We start from the raw sequence: 17,422 nt of genomic DNA on the forward strand, positions 1-17,422 counted from the left end.
ATCACTAATTTTGAAATCTCAAATTAGTTGTTGGGGAAATTCTCAGTCGTTGAAAATCCCTATATATCATAGATACTGAATTAAAACAACTTGGTAAAAATGGTAAAAATCCTGATTCTCACAAGTGGACATATTTGTAATTTACCCCGTTCCCAAAAAGAAGCTGAAACATTGGCAAATGCTGGTTATGATGTCACAGTCGGAGGATTTTGGTCTGATCCAGAATTAGTCAAGCGCGATCGCCCTTAATACTGAAAAAGCTCGCTCCGAATTGATTATCTGTCCCGTCTTGCTTGCAGTTAAAGAAGCTTTACCGAATATTGGATTTTTCTCTGGCGAGGAATTTAACGTTGATGTGGAAATGGTTTTAAATGGAGTTTGTGACTATATTTTCAGCCAATCCCCTGAGCAGCTATATGTTACAGCCCCTGTTACAATGGTGGTAGAAGCAAAAAAAGAAAATCTTAAAGGAGGATTAGGTCAGTGTATGGCTGAAATGGTTGCTGCTTGGAAATTTAATAAAGAGCGTCAAAATGCTATTAAGAGTGTTTATGGAGTGGTAACAACTGGTACTGTTTGGCGGTTTCTGAAGCTCCAAGAAAAAACTGTAACGATAGATTTAAATGAATATCCTCTTCCCCCAAGCGGCTCGATTTTAGCTAGACTCATTCTAATGTCTTCACAATAATAAACAAAAGGTAGGAATCCTAACACACTTAAAAACAAGTATTTTTTCTTGCTAAATTTTGAGCCGCAATCGGGAAAACGTCATGAATTAGCCATGGAATTTATATCCTTACACAAATATCAAATTGGAACCAGAACGATTTAAAATACTAACATGACCATTTTAACAAAAGCCATATTTATCTCAAGTAGTTCTTCACTTAATGGAATTTCTGGTGGACAACAAATCTGTACACAAGAATATTTGAATGTGCTGCGGCATGCTGGCTTTGAGCTATCAATTATAGAGTACGATTGGGATCAACGGTGTTTAACTCGTTTATTTAGAAAAGTTTTCTCTAAACCCTACAAATACGCTTTACCGCCAAATTTATTACATGATGTACTTACCAGACTTCAAAATAGCGACACAAGGTTTATATTTCTAAATGTTGTTGATTTAGCTCCTTTAGCTGAACAGTTGCGGTCTTATCTCAGCAATAACTACAGAATTATTCTCCTCTCTCATGGATTAGCCAGTGTTGATTTTCTTCATGAAATCCGCGCAAAAGGTGAAGGTGATGCTTTTAGTCAAACAAATAGTTCTGATACCTATAAGCTTGCTCAGCAACTCATAGCAGAGTGTAAACAGCGAAAATTTATAGATTTTGTTTTTTGCCTTGCTTCTTTTGAGGCAGAGATTGAACGGTGGCTAGGAGCAAAAAAAGTAACCTGGCTACCGAGAACAATTATAGAATCCCCCCTAGATTGGACTCCTAATAATCAACGACTTGGTTTTGTTGGGACTGTTGATCACCCACCAAATTCAGAAGGGTTGATTCTGTTTCTTGAAGCATTTCAGAAAATAGCACCTTCTAATGTTCGGTTCAGACTAGTTGGGAGTCCTAAAAGAGATGCAGAAAAAATTGCCCAAAGGTTTCCAATAGTAGAATATCTAGGAAATTTATCTGATGAAAATCTCAAGAAAGAGGCAAGCACTTGGAATTGTTTTATTCATCCGATTTTTTGTTATGCCAGAGGGTGTAGTACAAAATTAGCCATAGCGATAGGTTGGCAAATACCTATAGTCACCACTTCAGCAGGTTGTCGAGGCTATAGTTGGGCTTCTGGAAGTTTACCTATAGCTGAAACGCCAGAGTTATTGGCAAAACTTGCTTTAGATATGTTGACTCTGGAAGTAGCTCAAGCTGCACAAAAGGAGATTCGTATTATCGCCAGTTCATCACCAACATTATTTGATGTTGCTAAGAAGGTTCGCTCTTCATTATTTTCAGAGACTTAAATTCTAACGCGACAAATAATTATGAATAATAAAATAATACAGTACAGCGTCAATTTTTTACCTTGGCAATTTCGTGGATGGATTAAACACATTCCGATTATATCTAATTTACAACGCTGGTTTTTTGCTAAATTTTTAGCAGGGCAAGAATTTATTCATCTAATTAATGCAGGTCCAGCCAAAGGGTTAAAATATCCCGTTAAGCTTCCCGAAGATAAGGCTATTTGGTCCGGTACTTATGAACCAGATTTCGCGCTAGTTCTTGCCAATTCAGTGCAGCCAGGAGATATTTGCTATGATATTGGCGGTTATCGAGGCTTTTTTAGTAGTGTTTTTGCCTTAGCGGGCGCTAAATTGGTCATTACTTTTGAACCGCTACCAGCAAACATTAGTCAACTTCGCCGATTAGCAGAAGTTAACCCTCAGCTTCCTCTAAGATTAGAGTCCATAGCAGTCGGAGAAGAGGATGGTTTTGTGGAATTTTATGTGATGCCAGAAGCGAGTATGGGAAAACTAGAAAATAGTTCTTTTCAAGCTGAGGTTAAAGGATCTGACTTGTTAACAGTTCCTATCCGTAAATTGGATAGTCTAGTCAGTGAAGAAGCAATTCCGACTCCACAAGTAATCAAAATTGATGTAGAAGGCGCAGAAGTTCAAGTTCTCAAAGGTGCAAGGGAAATGCTTTGTAAGTATCATCCCCTACTGTTGATTGAAGCACATTCTCCTTTGTTAGCAAATGATTGTACTTCTATACTCAGAGAGTTAGGTTATCAAGTTTCTGTACTGGAAACTGGTTTTGCTCCTAATCCTCAATCCGATCCTGAAGTGTGCCATTTGATTGCTAAATTTCCTTAATAATCAGCAATATAAAGATGACATAGTTGTAAGTAGAGTTTGCTGAAAAAGTTGTCTGTGAGGGCAGGGAACTCTTAACTCTTAACTGGGAACAGTTTCAACTATCTCGATATCCTCAATTTTCCAAATCCGACAAGGAAAAATGCACCTATTTTGAGACACCATCAGCCAAAACCTTGCACTTTTTTGGGATAAAAATCCGCGAAACCCTTATTAATAAATGGTTTTAGCTTTATTTAGCAAGCCCTAAATATTCTTTCACTTCAATAATGACTAATGATTAGTTTGCATAAAATGAATACTTTAAGAGAAAACTCAAATAAATTAAATTCACTACAAATCTTAAGAGGAATTGCTGCACTACTTGTGATTCTTGCTCATGGAACTGCCGTAGCAGAAAAAGTATTTAATTAAAATTACCTATTTAAGTATTTTTACATGGGTAACTGTGGTGTAGATATATTTTTCGTGCTGAGTGGATTTATTATTTTCTATTCAAATTACCATTTGATTGGTGACTCTTTGAAATTTGCTAACTTTCTAAAAAAAAGGATTATTAGAATTTATCCAATTTACTGGATAGTAACCTTAAGTATTATGCCTGTTTATGCAATTATCCCCTCATTTGGACAAGGAGATGAACTAAATTTTAATGTTATTATTGGCTCGTTATTGCTGATACCTAATTATAGATCGCCAATTCTAGTTTCTGCATGGACATTAATTCATGAAATGCTATTTTACATTATTTTTGGTTTGATTATTTTGTTAAAGCCGAATTTTGTTTCAAAAACAATACTTATTATTTGGTTAACTATTATTAGTTTGCTTATTTTGAACAATTTTACTTTAATTAAAGTTGATATATCAGATCCTCTTATTAGAGTATTGATACATCCTCAAAATATAGAATTTATACTCGGATGTATAGCTGCGAAAATAATAATTGCAAATAAAACTAAATTTGAAACAATGTCTAAAATGTCTATTAAAGCCATAAAAATAACGGTCTTTTTTTGTTTTTTTATCATAGCATTGTCCGGTTTTTCTCAATACTATAATATTCAAATTTTTAATTTATTAACTGGTATTCATGTATTGATATATGGAATAGTTTCAACGATTTTAATTTTATGCCTTGTATTTCTTGATACATGGCATATAAATAAGGATCTCAACTATGAGTACCTTGTACAAGGTACAAGTATAATTAAACCGCCATGTACTATATCTGGTATGATACTACTAGGAGAAGCATCATATTCAGTATATTTAACCCACGGACCAGCTCTTTCGGCTTTGTCAAAATTCATGAAACATCTCAGAGTGGATGAATTGATAGGTGGATTTTGGGCATCAAATATTTTGTTTGCGCTTGTGGTTGCTTCAGGAATAATCACATACTTATATGTTGAGTTACCAATGTTAATCTTTTTAAAGAAACGTTTTATAAAATAAGTTTATTACATTAGCGATGACCGAACTTGTTTGGTTTTTCGGTTATTTTTATGAAAACCCTGATTCAAAATTATTGAGAGCCTCATTCTTGTGAAAAAAGCCTTGATTCATCGAGTTCTTATTGTTAGCCCCCATTTCCCACCAATTAACGCCGCTGATCACCAGCGTATTAGAATGGCACTGCCATATTTTGAAGAATTTGGATGGGATGTAACTGTTCTATGTATCGAACCAGATTTTATCGAAGGAATATATGATCCCAACCTAAATTTGACGGTTCCAGCAAACATTGAAATTATTCGATCATCAGCTATTTCTCCGAAACTATCTAGAAAATTAAAACTTGGGAATTTAGCTTTTAGATCCATACCTTTTTTGATAAAAGCAACAGCTAAATATTTTGAAAAAAATTATTTTGATTTAGTTTATTTCTCAAATACAGTTTTTTTGACCATGCCCCTTGGTCGCTACTGGCTAGAGAAATATAAAATTCCTTATATTTTAGACTTTCAAGATCCTTGGTTAAGTGATTATTATGATCGCACTCAAAACACACCCCCCGGTGGCAAACTAAAATATGCAGCCGCTCAATCTTTTGCTAAGATTTTAGAACCCTTTACCTTGGCTAAAGCCTGTCATATAACCAGTGTTTCGCCAGAATATCCCAAAGTATTAATGCAGCGATATTCCTGGCTCAAGGAAGAGCAGTTTACTGTTCTCCCCTTCGGCGCACCTGAGAAAGATTTTGAAATATTACCCAAACTGAATAGCCAACAGAAAATATTTGATCCCAATGATGGTTATCAACATTGGGTTTATGTGGGTAGAGGTGGTGAAGATATGGCTTTGAGCCTGAATGTCCTTTTCTTAGCAATTCAAAAACATCGTCAGCACAATCCCGAAATTTGGCAAAAAATTAAAATTCATTTTGTTGGGACAAAATATTCAATTTTTGACAACAATAAGGAGATAGAGGCGATCTCCGAATTCTATAATTTAGACGATATAATAACTGAATATCCACAACGTATCCCTTACTTTGAAGCTTTGCAAGTTTTAAAAGATAGTCATGCCATTTTAATAATTGGATCTGATGATCCAGGCTATTCAGCATCTAAAGTTTATCCATGTATCCTTGCTCAGAAGCCCATCTTAGCAATTCTACATGAACAAAGCTTCGTAGTCAATTTACTGGAAAGTTGTCAAGCAGGACAAGTAGTGACATTCAGTGACACTGTTACAACAAACCTTGTAGACCCGCTAATAGATAAAATTAACTGGTTACTATCTCAGTCTCAAAACTATACTTCTGCGACAGATTGGCAGGCTTTCAAACCCTATACAGCCAAAGAAATGACCCGCTATCTGTGCCATGTTTTTGATCGATATATATCTTCTTAAATATTTATGCTTGAACAATTACCAGCGCTAACCCAAAATAATCTACAAGCCAAGATAAATCTCCGTAAAAGTCAACGTCAGCTATTGCCATTTTTCTGGATTACAATCATCGCTTATACTACATTCGTATTTTCCAAAGTTTATTTTAATGAAACAATTCTCATCGAAGATGTATTTGGATGTCTAGCGATTTCAGCAGCGTCCCTACTTTCAGTTTATCTTTGGTGTGCGGGTAAGGCATTTGGTGTACCAATTTTCCCAATTTTTTCTGTCACTTATCTCTGGACTTCCGCCCTGCCTTTACTTTTAAAAAATCCTGGAGTATTTAAATATAGTAATTCAGAGAGATTCTTTGCAAGTATGACTGTTACTGGGTTTCTTTTATTGTCGACCTTAATTTGGTATCAATTTGTTAAAAGGTTTCCACAGCCAAAGGCTTACTATAGAACCATAGGAATCCACAAAGGTGAGAATATTTTTCTAGGAGTTTTATTTATATCAAATTTATTTACTATATTTATTCCGTATATTTCGTTATATTTGGATAGAGGGACGTTTCCTATAATTCGAGGTGCAATACTAGCTTTATCAGCCATCGCTACTTTCGCAATGTCTTATAGATTTGGTAAAGGTAAATTATCTCAAATTAACAAAATTTTGTACCTTGTCTTGTTAACTGCAAATATAATTAGCAGTGCTATTGGTTTTTTATTAGTTGGTTCCCTATCCTTATTTTTAATCGCAATTATTAGTTACTCTATAGGTAAAAATAAATTCCCAGTGATTTTTGCTGTAATTATATTTAGCTTATTTGCCGTACTACATACAGGCAAAGCTTCTATGAGACAGTTATACTGGCATCAAACAATTGCTATTCAACCTTGGCAATATCCAGCTATATTTGGAGAATGGTTTGATTTCGGACTTAAAGGTTTATTTTCTCAAAAAGAAGAATCTGGTAACTCTGGTCAGTCAATTATTGAACGCTCTAGTGTTATTCAACAGCTATTATTAACCCAGTCATCAACAAAACTTGGACAGCCACTACTTTATGGTTCTACCTATAGTATTATTCCTCAATTACTTATCCCTCGAATCTTTAACCCTAATAAGATAATTAGCCATGAAGGAACAACTATCCTCAACGTCTATTATGGTATACAAACTCGTGAAGATACATTAACTACAACTATTGGATGGGGATTATTAGCAGAAGCATATGCAAATTTTGGTCTCTTGGGTTGTGGTTTACTGGCTTGTATTTGTGGCACTGTCTATGGATACATAGGACTAATTAGCATAAATGCTCCTGTATTTAGCGACCGTTATTTATTGTCAATTTTATTTTTTAGTTATGCATTTCAAACAGAATTTACAGCAGGGGTTTATGTAGCTGCTTTATTTCAATCATTAGTAACATTATTTATATTCTTATTTTTCTTTACCAAAGTTCAAAAAATAGAAGCTATAGAAAATTAATGACAAATTTAGCAATTATTGCATCTCATCCAATTCAGTATTACGCGCCACTTTTTCGGTGTCTGGCTGAAGACTGTAATTTTAATATTAAAGTATTCTATTTATGGGATTTTGGCATTACAAATCAGATTGATCCAGGATTTAAGCAATCATTAAAATGGGATATTCCATTACTAGATGGCTATGATTTTGAATTTGTGCCTAACATTAGTAAAAATCGAGGCACTCATCATATCTTTGGCTTGCAAAATCCCAGCCTGACTCAGCAAGTTTTAGCATTTAAACCAAATGCTATATTCCTGACAGTCTCCTATAACTACGCAAGTATTTATAGGTTTCTTTGGCAAATGAGGAATATAAATATTCCCATAATATTTCGTGGTGATTCCCATCGAATTCAGACAAAAAATAATTTTAAAAGTCAGCTTAAAAAGCTATTTATTACCAAAATTTTCCAAAATTTTGATGCTTGTTTATATGTTGGCAAAGCCAATTATGAATACTTTAAATATCATTCTGTCTTAGAGAGTAAATTATTCTTCGCTCCCCATGCTATTGATAATCACCGGTTTTCTGCCATGACTAATGAGGCATCTAGTCAAGCGAAAACTTGGAAACAAGAATTAGGTATCCCTCCCCAAAATCAGGTAATCCTTTTTGCTGGCAAATTTGAACATAAAAAGCGTCCTTTGGATTTAATTCAGGCTTTTATTAATGCACAATTAAAATCAGTGTCTCTGCTATTAGTTGGGTCTGGAAATTTAGACGCAGAAATGCGAGATTTGTCTAAGCATAATGATCAAATTTACTTTGCTCCATTTCAAAACCAATCCCTAATGCCGCGTACTTATGCTAGTTGTGATGTCTTTGTTTTGCCTAGCTATGGTAGTGGTGAAACATGGGGGTTGGCAATTAATGAAGCGATGTGTATGGGATGTCCTGTAATTGTTAGCAGTCATGTTGGTTGTGCGGCTGATTTAGTTAAACCCATGCAGAATGGCTTGATTTTTGAGGCAGGAAATGTAGAGGCTCTTACTGCTAGTCTTAAAGAGGCTATGGCTGATCATTATCGCTTGAAACAATGGGGAGAAGAAAGTAAAATCATTGTCAGGGATTACTGTTATGGTAGCATAATTGCAGGCTTAAAGGAAGCCTTGGCAGCGATATGTAAGAAATAGGCGTTGGTGAATTGGGGTATGAAAGTCGAAAATTCCATCTCTCAAACTCTTACTCTCTGCGCCTGGATCACCTCTGCGTGAAATAAAATCATACTTTTACTCAGCAACACCAATAAATAAATATTATCTAAGTAATTGGAAAAAAATATTTACAGTCATTGCGAGCGAAGGGAAGCAGTCATTGCGAGCGAAGGGAAGCAATCACAACCCTGGCGATTGCTTCATTTCACTTCGTTCCATATGGCTAACGCCACGCTTACGCAATGACATTGTGTAATTAATTCTGTCTCACTACTTATATTATCTATGAATAAAAATAATCTTCACCTCTGGTTTCCGAACATATTTGAATTTACAGGGGGTATTCAAACATACTGCTGTTTCTTCCTCCAAGCCATTCAGAATATCTACCCTGATACTGATTATGATATCTTTATCAAACATGATAGACATTCCTCACCCAACTTCTCGACCATAGCCCCTACTAGGTTTCACTTTGCTGGATCTATACCATTACCACTGAGAACAGTTGTATTTGCAGCCCAGTTAATTGGTTGGGGAATCTGGAAGCGCCCAAAATTAATCATTACCGGACACCTGAATTTTACCGTGGCAGCCTACTGGCTAAAACAGTTGACAAATATCCCTTATTGGACAGTTGCTCATGGTATCGAAGCCTGGAATATCAAAAACCCAGCTTTGCACACAGCTTTACATCATGCAGACCTGATTTTAGCAGTTAGTAGCTACACACGCGATCGCCTAATCAAAGAACAAAACCTCGACCCGAATAAAATTGTTATTTTACCAAACACTTTTGATTTCAATCGCTTTCAACCAGCCCCCAAACCTGCTTATTTATTAGAGAAATATGGACTAAGGCGCAAACAACCTATAGTATTAACTGTAGCTCGACTAGCAGAGGTTGAACGTTATAAGGGTTATGACCAAATTCTTCAAGCACTTCCTCAAATTCGTCAGCAAATTCCCGATATTCATTACATTCTTGTGGGTAAAGGAAATGACGAAACTAGAATTAAGCAATTAATTACCCAACTCGGATTACAAGATTGTGTCACCTTAGCTGGATTTATTCCTGATCAACAACTGTGTGATTACTACAATCTCTGTGATATTTTTGCTATGCCTAGTAAAAAAGAAGGATTTGGTATTGTTTATTTAGAAGCCTTAGCTTGTGGTAAACCTGTTTTGGGAGGTAATCAAGACGGCGCAACGGACGCGCTTTGTCATGGTAAACTAGGGGCATTGGTAAATCCTGATGATGTAGATGAAATTACTCAAACTATTATTCAGATTTTACAAGGTACATATCCCAACCCTTTAATGTATCAACCCGAATCTTTGCGTCAACAGGTTATTGATACCTTTGGTTTCGAGCAGTTTCAGAAGACTTTGGCTGGATATTTGCAGGATCATTAAACTAGATCATAAAATCAGGAAGGTAGCCAGGAAGAAGCCAGGAAGAAACCAGGAAGAAGCCAGGAACGAAGCCAGGAACGAAGCCAGGAAGAAGCCAGAAGAAGCCAGGAAGAAGCCAGGAAGAAACCAGGAACGAAGCCAGGAACGAAGCCAGGAACGAAGCCAGGAGGTAGCCAGGAAGAAGCCAGGAAGGAAGCCAGGAGGTAGCCAGGAAGAAGCCAGGAGGTAGCCAGGAAGAAGCCAGGAGGTAGCCAGGAAGAAGCCAGGAGGTAGCCAGGAAGAAGCCAGGAGGTAGCCAGGGAATTAATTCCCTGTCTAATAGCTGAAGTCGGTTAAAACCGACTGGTTTGGGTAATATTGATATATGGCATTTCTGGTTTTTACCTCACCCTAACTCTGCCCTTTGCAAGGCTAAGTAATTGGACAAAAATATTTACAGTCATTGCGAGCGAAGCGAAGCAATCGCAAGGGTTGTAATTGCTTCATTTCACTGCGTTATATATGGCTAACGCCACGCTGCGCTAACGCGATGACATTGTGTAATTAATTCTGTCTCACTACTTATCGTGTAAACACAAGTTAAATTACCCCCCTTAACCCCCCCGATGCTTTGGGGGGAAACCGGAAAAATTAGTTCCCTGGCTGTGATGTTATCATAGATATATATCTATTTAGGCATTGCTGATTAAGGGTATGAATTTTAGTCTCACGCAAAGGCGCAAAGACGCACTGAGGTAAGAGTTTTAAAGGTTAAATTTGGGAATTTCATACCTCAATTCAGCAACGCCTCTATTTAATTCATAGTTAAATCCAATGGTTAAATTCCAATTTTATACCAACTCATAGCATATATATATATAATAACAAATATGTGCGGAATTGCGGGTATTATCAAACTAAATACCAACGATGGGAGTTTAGAAGCAAAAATCGAAAAGATGCAAACTGGACTAAAGCATCGTGGACCAGATGATGCAGGTATTTATATTTCAACTGACAAACAAGCAGCTTTAGCTCATACTCGACTTTCTATTCTTGATCTCAGTTCCGCTGGACATCAACCCATGTCTACCAGTGACGGACGATATTCAATTACTTTTAATGGGGAAATTTACAACTTTCAAGAACTACGAGAAAATCTTATTTCCCAAGGTGAAAAATTTCATTCTCAAACAGATACAGAAGTAATTCTCAAACTCTATCAAAAAATCGGTTCTGATTGTGTCCAACACTTACGAGGAATGTTTGCTTTTGCCATTTGGGATGATTTAGAAAAAACTTGTTTTTTAGCTCGTGACCCTTTAGGAATTAAACCACTTTATTATTACCAATTAGGTACAACTTTGGTATTTGCCTCCGAACTCAGAGCAGTTTTAGCATCTGGTTTACCTGCAATTAATATGAGTGTGGAAGGATTATATGGTTATTTAACAACCGGTTCAGTTCCCGAACCATACACCCTAATCGCTGACATTCATTGTTTACCCGCTGGTAATTGGCTATATTGGCAGAATGGAAATACTACCAAAAAACAATATTGGCAAATAAATTTTACTCCTGAAGCAATTTCTCCTCCAGAAGCGGAAGAAATAGTCCGTAAAGCTTTATTAGATTCCATTCAACATCATTTTATTAGTGATGTACCCGTGGGAATTTTCCTCAGTGGTGGTATTGACTCTACAACCATTCTCGCTTTAGCAACCCAAACCCAAAAATCGCAATTATCTACCTACTCCATAACTTTTGCTGAATCAGAATTCAATGAAGGAGAATTAGCTCAAAAAATCGCTAATCATTTTGGTGCAAAACACACAGAATATCAAGTTACATCATCCTTTGCTAAGAGCATATTACCCGATTTCCTCGCAGCAATTGATCAACCGAGTATTGATGGCTTTAATACATTTTGTGTCTCTAAAGTTGCCCATGACAATGGCATGAAAGTAGTATTATCAGGTTTAGGAGGAGATGAAATATTTGGTGGATATCAGTCTTTTCAAAAAGTTCCCCAAATGGTTGCATGGGGTAAAAAACTAAATACATTACCTTTCTTGCGTACAGGTTTGGGTCTAGGATTGGAACGTTGGGGAACTTCACCAAAAATAAAACGATTGGGTGACTTTTTAAAACAACCTCCTACTTTTGCTTCTGCTTATAATACTTTTCGCGGTATTTTTTCTCATCAAGAAGCTTGTATCATTATTAATCAATTATCAATAAGCATCCCAATATTACCCCCCTTAGTCCCCCCTTATCAAGGGGGGAAACCGGAATCTAGTTCCCTCCCCTCAGTCCCTTTCCAGGAAGGGAAAGCGGAAAGCATCCCGGTATTACCCCCCTTAGTCCCCCCTTATCAAGGGGGGAAACCGGAGTCTAGTTCCCTCCCCTCAGTCCCTTTCCAGGAAGGGAAACCGGAATCTAGTCCCCTCCCCTTAGCAAGGGGAGGGTTAGGGTGGGGTTCTACCCCAGAAGATGAAGTCAGCTTCTTAGAATTAAGTGGTTATATGCGTAATCAATTACTGCGAGATAGTGATATCATGAGCATGAATTGGGGTTTAGAATTGCGTGTTCCCTTTGTGGATAAAACCTTATTAGAAGCTGTTGCACCAATTCCTAGTAATATTCGTTTAGCACAGGGGAAAAAATTGTTAACACAAGCAATTACAGAAATACCTGATTGGGTAATAAATAGACCTAAAAAAGGCTTTTCTTTCCCCTTTGAAAATTGGATGAATAGTGAATTTGGTGATTATTTTCATAATGTCCATCAAAACCTAAATATCCCACCCAATATACCCCTTAACCCTTGGTATCGTCGTTGGAGTTTAGCAATATTAAACCATTGGTGGGAGCAAATTAACTCATGAAAGTTCTTCATGTCATTCCCTCTGTCGCAACCGTTCGCGGCGGTCCGAGTCAAGCAATTTTAGAAATGGTGAAAGCTTTAAGAAAAAATGATATTGATGCAGAAATTGTCACCACTAATGATAATGGTGAAGATATATTAGACGTACCTCTAGGAAAATTTATAAATTATCAACAAGTTCCTGTCCAGTTTTTTCCTCGGTTTTCTCCTTCTATTCACTCTTTGAGGGAATTTGCTTTTTCCAGAGAATTAACAATATGGTTATGGCAAAATATCCGTAATTATGACTTATTACATATTCATGCTATTTTTTCCTATAGTTCTACAATAGCAATGGCGATCGCCCGCTGTCAAAAAATTCCCTATATTGTTCGTCCTCTAGGACAACTATGCACATGGTCTTTACAGCAAAGTGCTAGAAAAAAACAAATATATCTGAAAATTATTGAAAAAGCTAATCTTAATCACAGTCAATCAATCCATTTTACCTCTATTGCAGAACAACAAGAAGCTGCACTATTAAATTTAACCTCTCCAAATTTTATCATCCCTCACGGACTTGCAATTCCCGATACAATTCCTCATGCTTATCAACGTCTACGACAACATTTTAATTTACCCATAGATGAACCAATTATCTTATTTTTATCTCGCTTACATCCTAAAAAAGGTTTAGATTACTTAATTCCAGCATTAAGCAAGTTATCTCATCACCGCTTCACATTCATTGTCGCAGGTAGCGGCGATTCAGATTATGAAACTGAGGTAAAAACTTTAGTCACAACTCATGGAATTGCAGAAAAAACACATTTTGCCGGATTTGTCAAGGGTGAAACCAAGGATTTATTAATGCAAGGAGCAGATATATTTGCCCTAACTTCCTATTCCGAAAACTTTGGTATATCAGTTCTAGAATCCCTAGCTGCGGGTACTCCAGTTATAATTACCCCTGGTGTAGCGCTCAGTGATATAGTTCAGCAACAACATCTGGGATATGTTACAGAACTTAATATTAATGATATTGCTACTACAATTGAAAACTTCTTAGATCATCCTCAAGAATCGAAGGAAATGGGCGATCGCGCACGTGAGTTTATATTAGATAATTATACATGGGATCATATTGCCTCAAAAATGATATCTGTTTATGAACATACAGCACTTCCCGGTGTTATGAGGTACATATCTAGCGGGCAAGATGCCCGCACCACAAGAGTTTCATGATTCAACTTTGTACCTCATCAGAGCGGAAAAGGCTGTATCATTCACGCCATTAAATGCAGTACAGCTTAAAAAGCGATCGCTCTGGTTTCTCGACTATTGAAAAAACGATTTGGAAAAATAGAGCGATTTCTAGGTCGCGCTTCGCTATCGCAGCTATAATACTATAATAGAGTAAACAATACTTAGGTGCTTTCATGAACACCATTAATGCTCTTTACGAACAAGATTATTTCCTTTGGCTGGAAGAAACCTATAAACTACTAGAAAATAATCGCATTGAGGAATTAGATTTTTTACATTTAAAGGAGGAAATTCTCAGTTTGGGTAATGAACAAAGGCGGAAAGTTGACAGTTACCTGCGTCAATTGCTCATTCACTTATTGTTGTATAAGTATTGGAACTCTGAAAAAGAATACTGTGCCAAAGGTTGGCAAAATGAAATTGATAACTTTCGATTTGAGCTTGAGTTATTGTTAAAGTCTAAAACGTTGTATAACTATTTCTTGCAAGAAATTGCAGAAATTTATGTTAAAGCCAGAAGACAGGCTATCAAAAAAAGTGAATTACCTGCTCATCTTTTTCCTGAAAGTTGTCCGTTTTCTGCCGATGATCTACTCGATCCAGAATTTATTCCCGATTAAAATTAGTGATGTCCCTGTGAAATTTCTATAATAATGCTTCTCAAAAATGGGCGATTCCTACGGATCGCTTCGCTATCGCGCCCGGCAGTTTATATTAATGTAAGTTGCTAGTTAGGTAAATTGTCAGAAATGGCTAACGCCACGCTTCGCTATCAGGATGTCCAGGATTAAAGGATGAACAGGATGAAACCAGAGTTTTTATTACCAATTACCTAGTATATGGAAGGAATTGAATATTAATGACTTAACTATTAAGTAGAGGGAGGCAAAAACAATGACTGTAGCTCTAGACAAAACCATAATCTATCCCGACAGTGATGGTCAGCCCATGGCAGATAACACCAAGCAATTTCGCTGGATTGTCCTGATTAAAGAAAATCTCGACTCCCTCTTTGCCAATGACGAGACCGTTTTTGTGGCAGGAGATCTGCTGTGGTATCCAGTTGAAGGTCGTCCCGATATTCGTGTCGCTCCCGATGTCCTCGTGGCCTTTGGCCGACCCAAAGGCGATCGGGGGTCATACCGGCAATGGCAAGAAGATAATATTGCCCCTCAAGTAGTGTTTGAGATTTTGTCTCCAGGCAATACCCTCAAAGAAATGAGCCGTAAATTGTTATTCTATAACCGCTATGATGTGGAAGAATACTACATATATAACCCAGACTCTAATGAGTTGATGGGTTTTACCAAAGCCAACGAAGAACTCATATCCATTGAAAACATGGATCATTGGCTGAGTCCTCGTTTGGGTATTCGGTTTGAACTAACAGCGTCAACTCTAAATATTTATGATCATCAAGGCAATCTCTTCTTATCTCCGTTAGAACTACGCAAAAGCCTTGAACAGGAAAAAGCCAGGGCAGAACAGGAACAAGCCAGGGCAGAACAGGAAAAAGCCAGGGCTGATTGTCTAGCCGCCAAGCTGAAAGAATTAGGTATAGATCCAGACACTCTGATACCATAGGAGCAATTCATAAAACCTCGCCGTAAGTGGGAAACTCAGAAGAAGCCAGGGAATTAATTCCCTGTCTAATAGCTGAAGTCGGTTAAAACCGACTGGTTTGGGTAATATTAACAATACCTTGTCCATTTTTTGTAGGTCGGGTTAAGCGACAGCGCAACCCGACACATTTGTTGGGTTATGGCAACGCCTGCTAAGCTCTTGCTTTACCCCTACCTTTAGAATCAAACAATCAAGCCGTTTTGAGTATACACCGTAGCCAAAGCATCGGGGGATTAAGAGGGGTAGAAACAGGTAATTTGACGATGGTAATGAAACACAGGAGATAATGAATCATGTATCAAAGTGAAGCACCTCCGCAGAAAAACCTGCCCACCATGTATGATTTACCCAGTGAGGATATTGATGAAGAATTAGACTCCACAATTCATCCCCGTCCACCCTGGGAAACCATGCCCACCATGTATGATTTACCTAGTGAAAATCCAGAGGAGCCAGGTTTGCCAGACGAATTTCATGACTTTCAACCGCAATTATTACGGGAAACCTGTCAATCTCCCGTTTATCCCAGGGAGGAAATGTTCATTGGTACGGATTTAAACTTATACTATGATGGTCGTCATTATTCATGGTATAAAAGACCTGATTGGTTTTTAGTCTTAGGTGTAGCTGCTTCCGAAAAACAAGAAGATATGCGGTTGAGTTATGTAATTTGGCAGGAAGTAGTAGCTCCATTTTTAATAGTAGAATTATTATCACCAGGTACAGAAGCAGAAGACTTAGGACAAACATTAAGAAGCGCGAATAAACCGCCGACAAAATGGCAAGCCTATGAACAGTATTTGCGATCGCCCTATTATGTGATCTTTGATAGATATGAAAATCGCCTCCGAGTATTTCAATTACGTGGCACAAAATATCAAGCAGTGGAACTGGTAGAACCAAAATTCTGGTTTCCTGAATTGGAATTAGGAGTAGGAGTTTGGTCAGGAAAATATCAGGATACAGAAGGTTTGTGGCTACGTTGGTATAATCAAGATGGTGATTGGATTCCTACTTTTGCGGAAAGAGCAGAACAGGAGAAACAACGAGCAGAACAGGAAAAACAACGAGCAGAACAGGAAAAACAACGAGCAGAACAGGAAAAACAACGAGCAGACAAACTAGCTGAGAAATTGCGGGCTTTGGGGGTGAATTTAGATGAAATTTAAAGAAAATTAACCGAAAAAAGTATTTCTGCTTGGCGATCGCATTCGCCAAGCAAGAGATTATGGAAAAACACCCTAATTAAGTAATTGGACAAAAATATTTACAGTCATTGCGAGCGAAGGGAAGCAATCACAACCCTGGCGATTGGTTCATTTCACTTCTTTCCATTCCCAATGACATTGTGTAATTAATTCTGTCTGACTACTTATCGTCCAAACCGATGTCAAATATCAATTAGGGGCGATCGCCGCTACAATTGAAAACTTCTTAGAGGATAGTAGAATTATTATCACCAGGTACGGAAGCAGAAGATTTAGGACAAACATTAAGAAGTGCGAATAAACCGCCGACAAAATGGCAAGCCTATGAACAGTATTTGCGATCGCCTTACTATATTATTTTCGATAGATATGAAAATCGCCTCCGAGTATTTCAATTACGTGGGACAAAATATCAAGCAGTGGAACTGGTAGAACCAAAATTCTGGTTTCCTGAATTGGAATTAGGAGTAGGAGTTTGGTCGGGAAAATATCAAGATACAGAAGGTTTGTGGCTACGTTGGTACAATCAAGATGGTGATTGGATTCCTACTTTTGCCGAAAGAGCAGAACAGGAGAAACAACGAGCAGACAAACTAGCTGGGAAATTGCGGGCTTTGGGGGTGAACTTAGATGATATTTAAAGAAAATTAACCCAAAAAAGCATTTCCGCCGGTATGTTATTGTGGGTGTCTATTCCCAA

Annotated in this window: 15 protein-coding genes and 1 pseudogene; all 16 read left to right on the forward strand. The window is 37.3% G+C overall.

Translation table 11 applies throughout. The annotated features are described in order from the left end of the window. The first annotated feature begins 99 nt into the window (after nucleotides 1-99). Nucleotides 100-249, forward strand: coding sequence for a hypothetical protein (locus AN486_RS06370; RefSeq protein WP_290599684.1), 150 nt, complete (start codon nucleotides 100-102; stop codon nucleotides 247-249). A gap of 40 nt (nucleotides 250-289) precedes the next feature. Then, nucleotides 290-688 (forward strand): hypothetical protein, encoded by a 399-nt coding sequence (locus AN486_RS06375; protein ID WP_290599685.1) that lies wholly within the window; start codon nucleotides 290-292, stop codon nucleotides 686-688. Between the two features lie 153 nt (nucleotides 689-841). Next, complete coding sequence (locus AN486_RS06380) at nucleotides 842-1,969, forward strand: glycosyltransferase (protein WP_290599686.1); 1,128 nt, start codon at nucleotides 842-844, stop codon at nucleotides 1,967-1,969. Between the two features lie 21 nt (nucleotides 1,970-1,990). After that, complete coding sequence (locus tag AN486_RS06385) at nucleotides 1,991-2,824, forward strand: FkbM family methyltransferase (RefSeq protein WP_290599687.1); 834 nt, start codon at nucleotides 1,991-1,993, stop codon at nucleotides 2,822-2,824. Between the two features lie 276 nt (nucleotides 2,825-3,100). Beyond that, nucleotides 3,101-3,238, forward strand: a complete 138-nt coding sequence (locus AN486_RS06390; RefSeq protein WP_290599688.1) for a hypothetical protein — start codon at nucleotides 3,101-3,103, stop codon at nucleotides 3,236-3,238. Nucleotides 3,239-3,262: 24 nt separating this feature from the next. Then, nucleotides 3,263-4,282 carry an acyltransferase gene (locus AN486_RS06395; RefSeq protein ID WP_290599689.1) on the forward strand — a complete coding sequence of 340 codons (1,020 nt, stop codon included), beginning with the start codon at nucleotides 3,263-3,265 and terminating at the stop codon, nucleotides 4,280-4,282. A 90-nt stretch (nucleotides 4,283-4,372) separates the two neighbouring features. Further along, the gene (locus tag AN486_RS06400) at nucleotides 4,373-5,683 is read left to right on the forward strand and encodes a hypothetical protein (protein ID WP_290599690.1); all 1,311 of its coding nucleotides are present in this window, start codon (nucleotides 4,373-4,375) and stop codon (nucleotides 5,681-5,683) included. A 6-nt stretch (nucleotides 5,684-5,689) separates the two neighbouring features. Beyond that, a complete protein-coding gene (locus AN486_RS06405) occupies nucleotides 5,690-7,162 on the forward strand; it encodes a hypothetical protein (protein ID WP_290599691.1) in 1,473 nt (490 codons plus the stop codon). Then, a complete protein-coding gene (locus AN486_RS06410; protein ID WP_290599692.1) occupies nucleotides 7,162-8,340 on the forward strand; it encodes a glycosyltransferase family 4 protein in 1,179 nt (392 codons plus the stop codon). Before AN486_RS06405 ends, AN486_RS06410 begins: the two co-directional genes overlap by 1 nt. 306 nt (nucleotides 8,341-8,646) lie before the next feature. Continuing rightward, nucleotides 8,647-9,780: a glycosyltransferase gene (locus tag AN486_RS06415; RefSeq protein ID WP_290599693.1), complete on the forward strand. Its 1,134-nt coding sequence runs from the start codon at nucleotides 8,647-8,649 to the stop codon at nucleotides 9,778-9,780. A gap of 869 nt (nucleotides 9,781-10,649) precedes the next feature. Next, entirely contained in the window at nucleotides 10,650-12,647 is a 1,998-nt protein-coding gene (gene asnB / locus AN486_RS06420) for an asparagine synthase (glutamine-hydrolyzing) (RefSeq protein WP_290599694.1), read from the forward strand. Beyond that, a complete protein-coding gene (locus AN486_RS06425) occupies nucleotides 12,644-13,870 on the forward strand; it encodes a glycosyltransferase (RefSeq protein WP_290599695.1) in 1,227 nt (408 codons plus the stop codon). Before asnB ends, AN486_RS06425 begins: the two co-directional genes overlap by 4 nt. A gap of 194 nt (nucleotides 13,871-14,064) precedes the next feature. After that, the gene (locus AN486_RS06430) at nucleotides 14,065-14,511 is read left to right on the forward strand and encodes a DUF29 domain-containing protein (RefSeq protein WP_027402573.1); all 447 of its coding nucleotides are present in this window, start codon (nucleotides 14,065-14,067) and stop codon (nucleotides 14,509-14,511) included. Between the two features lie 274 nt (nucleotides 14,512-14,785). Beyond that, the gene (locus tag AN486_RS06435) at nucleotides 14,786-15,475 is read left to right on the forward strand and encodes a Uma2 family endonuclease (protein ID WP_290599696.1); all 690 of its coding nucleotides are present in this window, start codon (nucleotides 14,786-14,788) and stop codon (nucleotides 15,473-15,475) included. A 332-nt stretch (nucleotides 15,476-15,807) separates the two neighbouring features. Further along, nucleotides 15,808-16,683 carry a Uma2 family endonuclease gene (locus tag AN486_RS06440; RefSeq protein WP_290599697.1) on the forward strand — a complete coding sequence of 292 codons (876 nt, stop codon included), beginning with the start codon at nucleotides 15,808-15,810 and terminating at the stop codon, nucleotides 16,681-16,683. Between the two features lie 272 nt (nucleotides 16,684-16,955). Continuing rightward, nucleotides 16,956-17,363: pseudogene (locus AN486_RS06445) on the forward strand (Uma2 family endonuclease); the annotation flags it as partial. Between the last annotated feature and the right edge of the window lie 59 nt (nucleotides 17,364-17,422).

The organism is Anabaena sp. AL93 (assembly GCF_001672085.1).
GTDB classification, from domain to species: domain Bacteria; phylum Cyanobacteriota; class Cyanobacteriia; order Cyanobacteriales; family Nostocaceae; genus Dolichospermum; species Dolichospermum heterosporum.

Bases quoted from the DNA above. Each gene is read 5' to 3' on its own strand.
- AN486_RS06370 (WP_290599684.1), top strand. From the start codon at position 100: ATGGTAAAAATCCTGATTCTCACAAGTGGACATATTTGTAATTTACCC.
- AN486_RS06380 (WP_290599686.1), top strand. From the start codon at position 842: ATGACCATTTTAACAAAAGCCATATTTATCTCAAGTAGTTCTTCACTT.
- AN486_RS06385 (WP_290599687.1), top strand. From the start codon at position 1,991: ATGAATAATAAAATAATACAGTACAGCGTCAATTTTTTACCTTGGCAA.
- AN486_RS06390 (WP_290599688.1), top strand. From the start codon at position 3,101: ATGATTAGTTTGCATAAAATGAATACTTTAAGAGAAAACTCAAATAAA.
- AN486_RS06395 (WP_290599689.1), top strand. From the start codon at position 3,263: ATGGGTAACTGTGGTGTAGATATATTTTTCGTGCTGAGTGGATTTATT.
- AN486_RS06405 (WP_290599691.1), top strand. From the start codon at position 5,690: ATGCTTGAACAATTACCAGCGCTAACCCAAAATAATCTACAAGCCAAG.
- AN486_RS06410 (WP_290599692.1), top strand. From the start codon at position 7,162: ATGACAAATTTAGCAATTATTGCATCTCATCCAATTCAGTATTACGCG.
- AN486_RS06415 (WP_290599693.1), top strand. From the start codon at position 8,647: ATGAATAAAAATAATCTTCACCTCTGGTTTCCGAACATATTTGAATTT.
- asnB (WP_290599694.1), top strand. From the start codon at position 10,650: ATGTGCGGAATTGCGGGTATTATCAAACTAAATACCAACGATGGGAGT.
- AN486_RS06425 (WP_290599695.1), top strand. From the start codon at position 12,644: ATGAAAGTTCTTCATGTCATTCCCTCTGTCGCAACCGTTCGCGGCGGT.
- AN486_RS06430 (WP_027402573.1), top strand. From the start codon at position 14,065: ATGAACACCATTAATGCTCTTTACGAACAAGATTATTTCCTTTGGCTG.
- AN486_RS06435 (WP_290599696.1), top strand. From the start codon at position 14,786: ATGACTGTAGCTCTAGACAAAACCATAATCTATCCCGACAGTGATGGT.
- AN486_RS06440 (WP_290599697.1), top strand. From the start codon at position 15,808: ATGTATCAAAGTGAAGCACCTCCGCAGAAAAACCTGCCCACCATGTAT.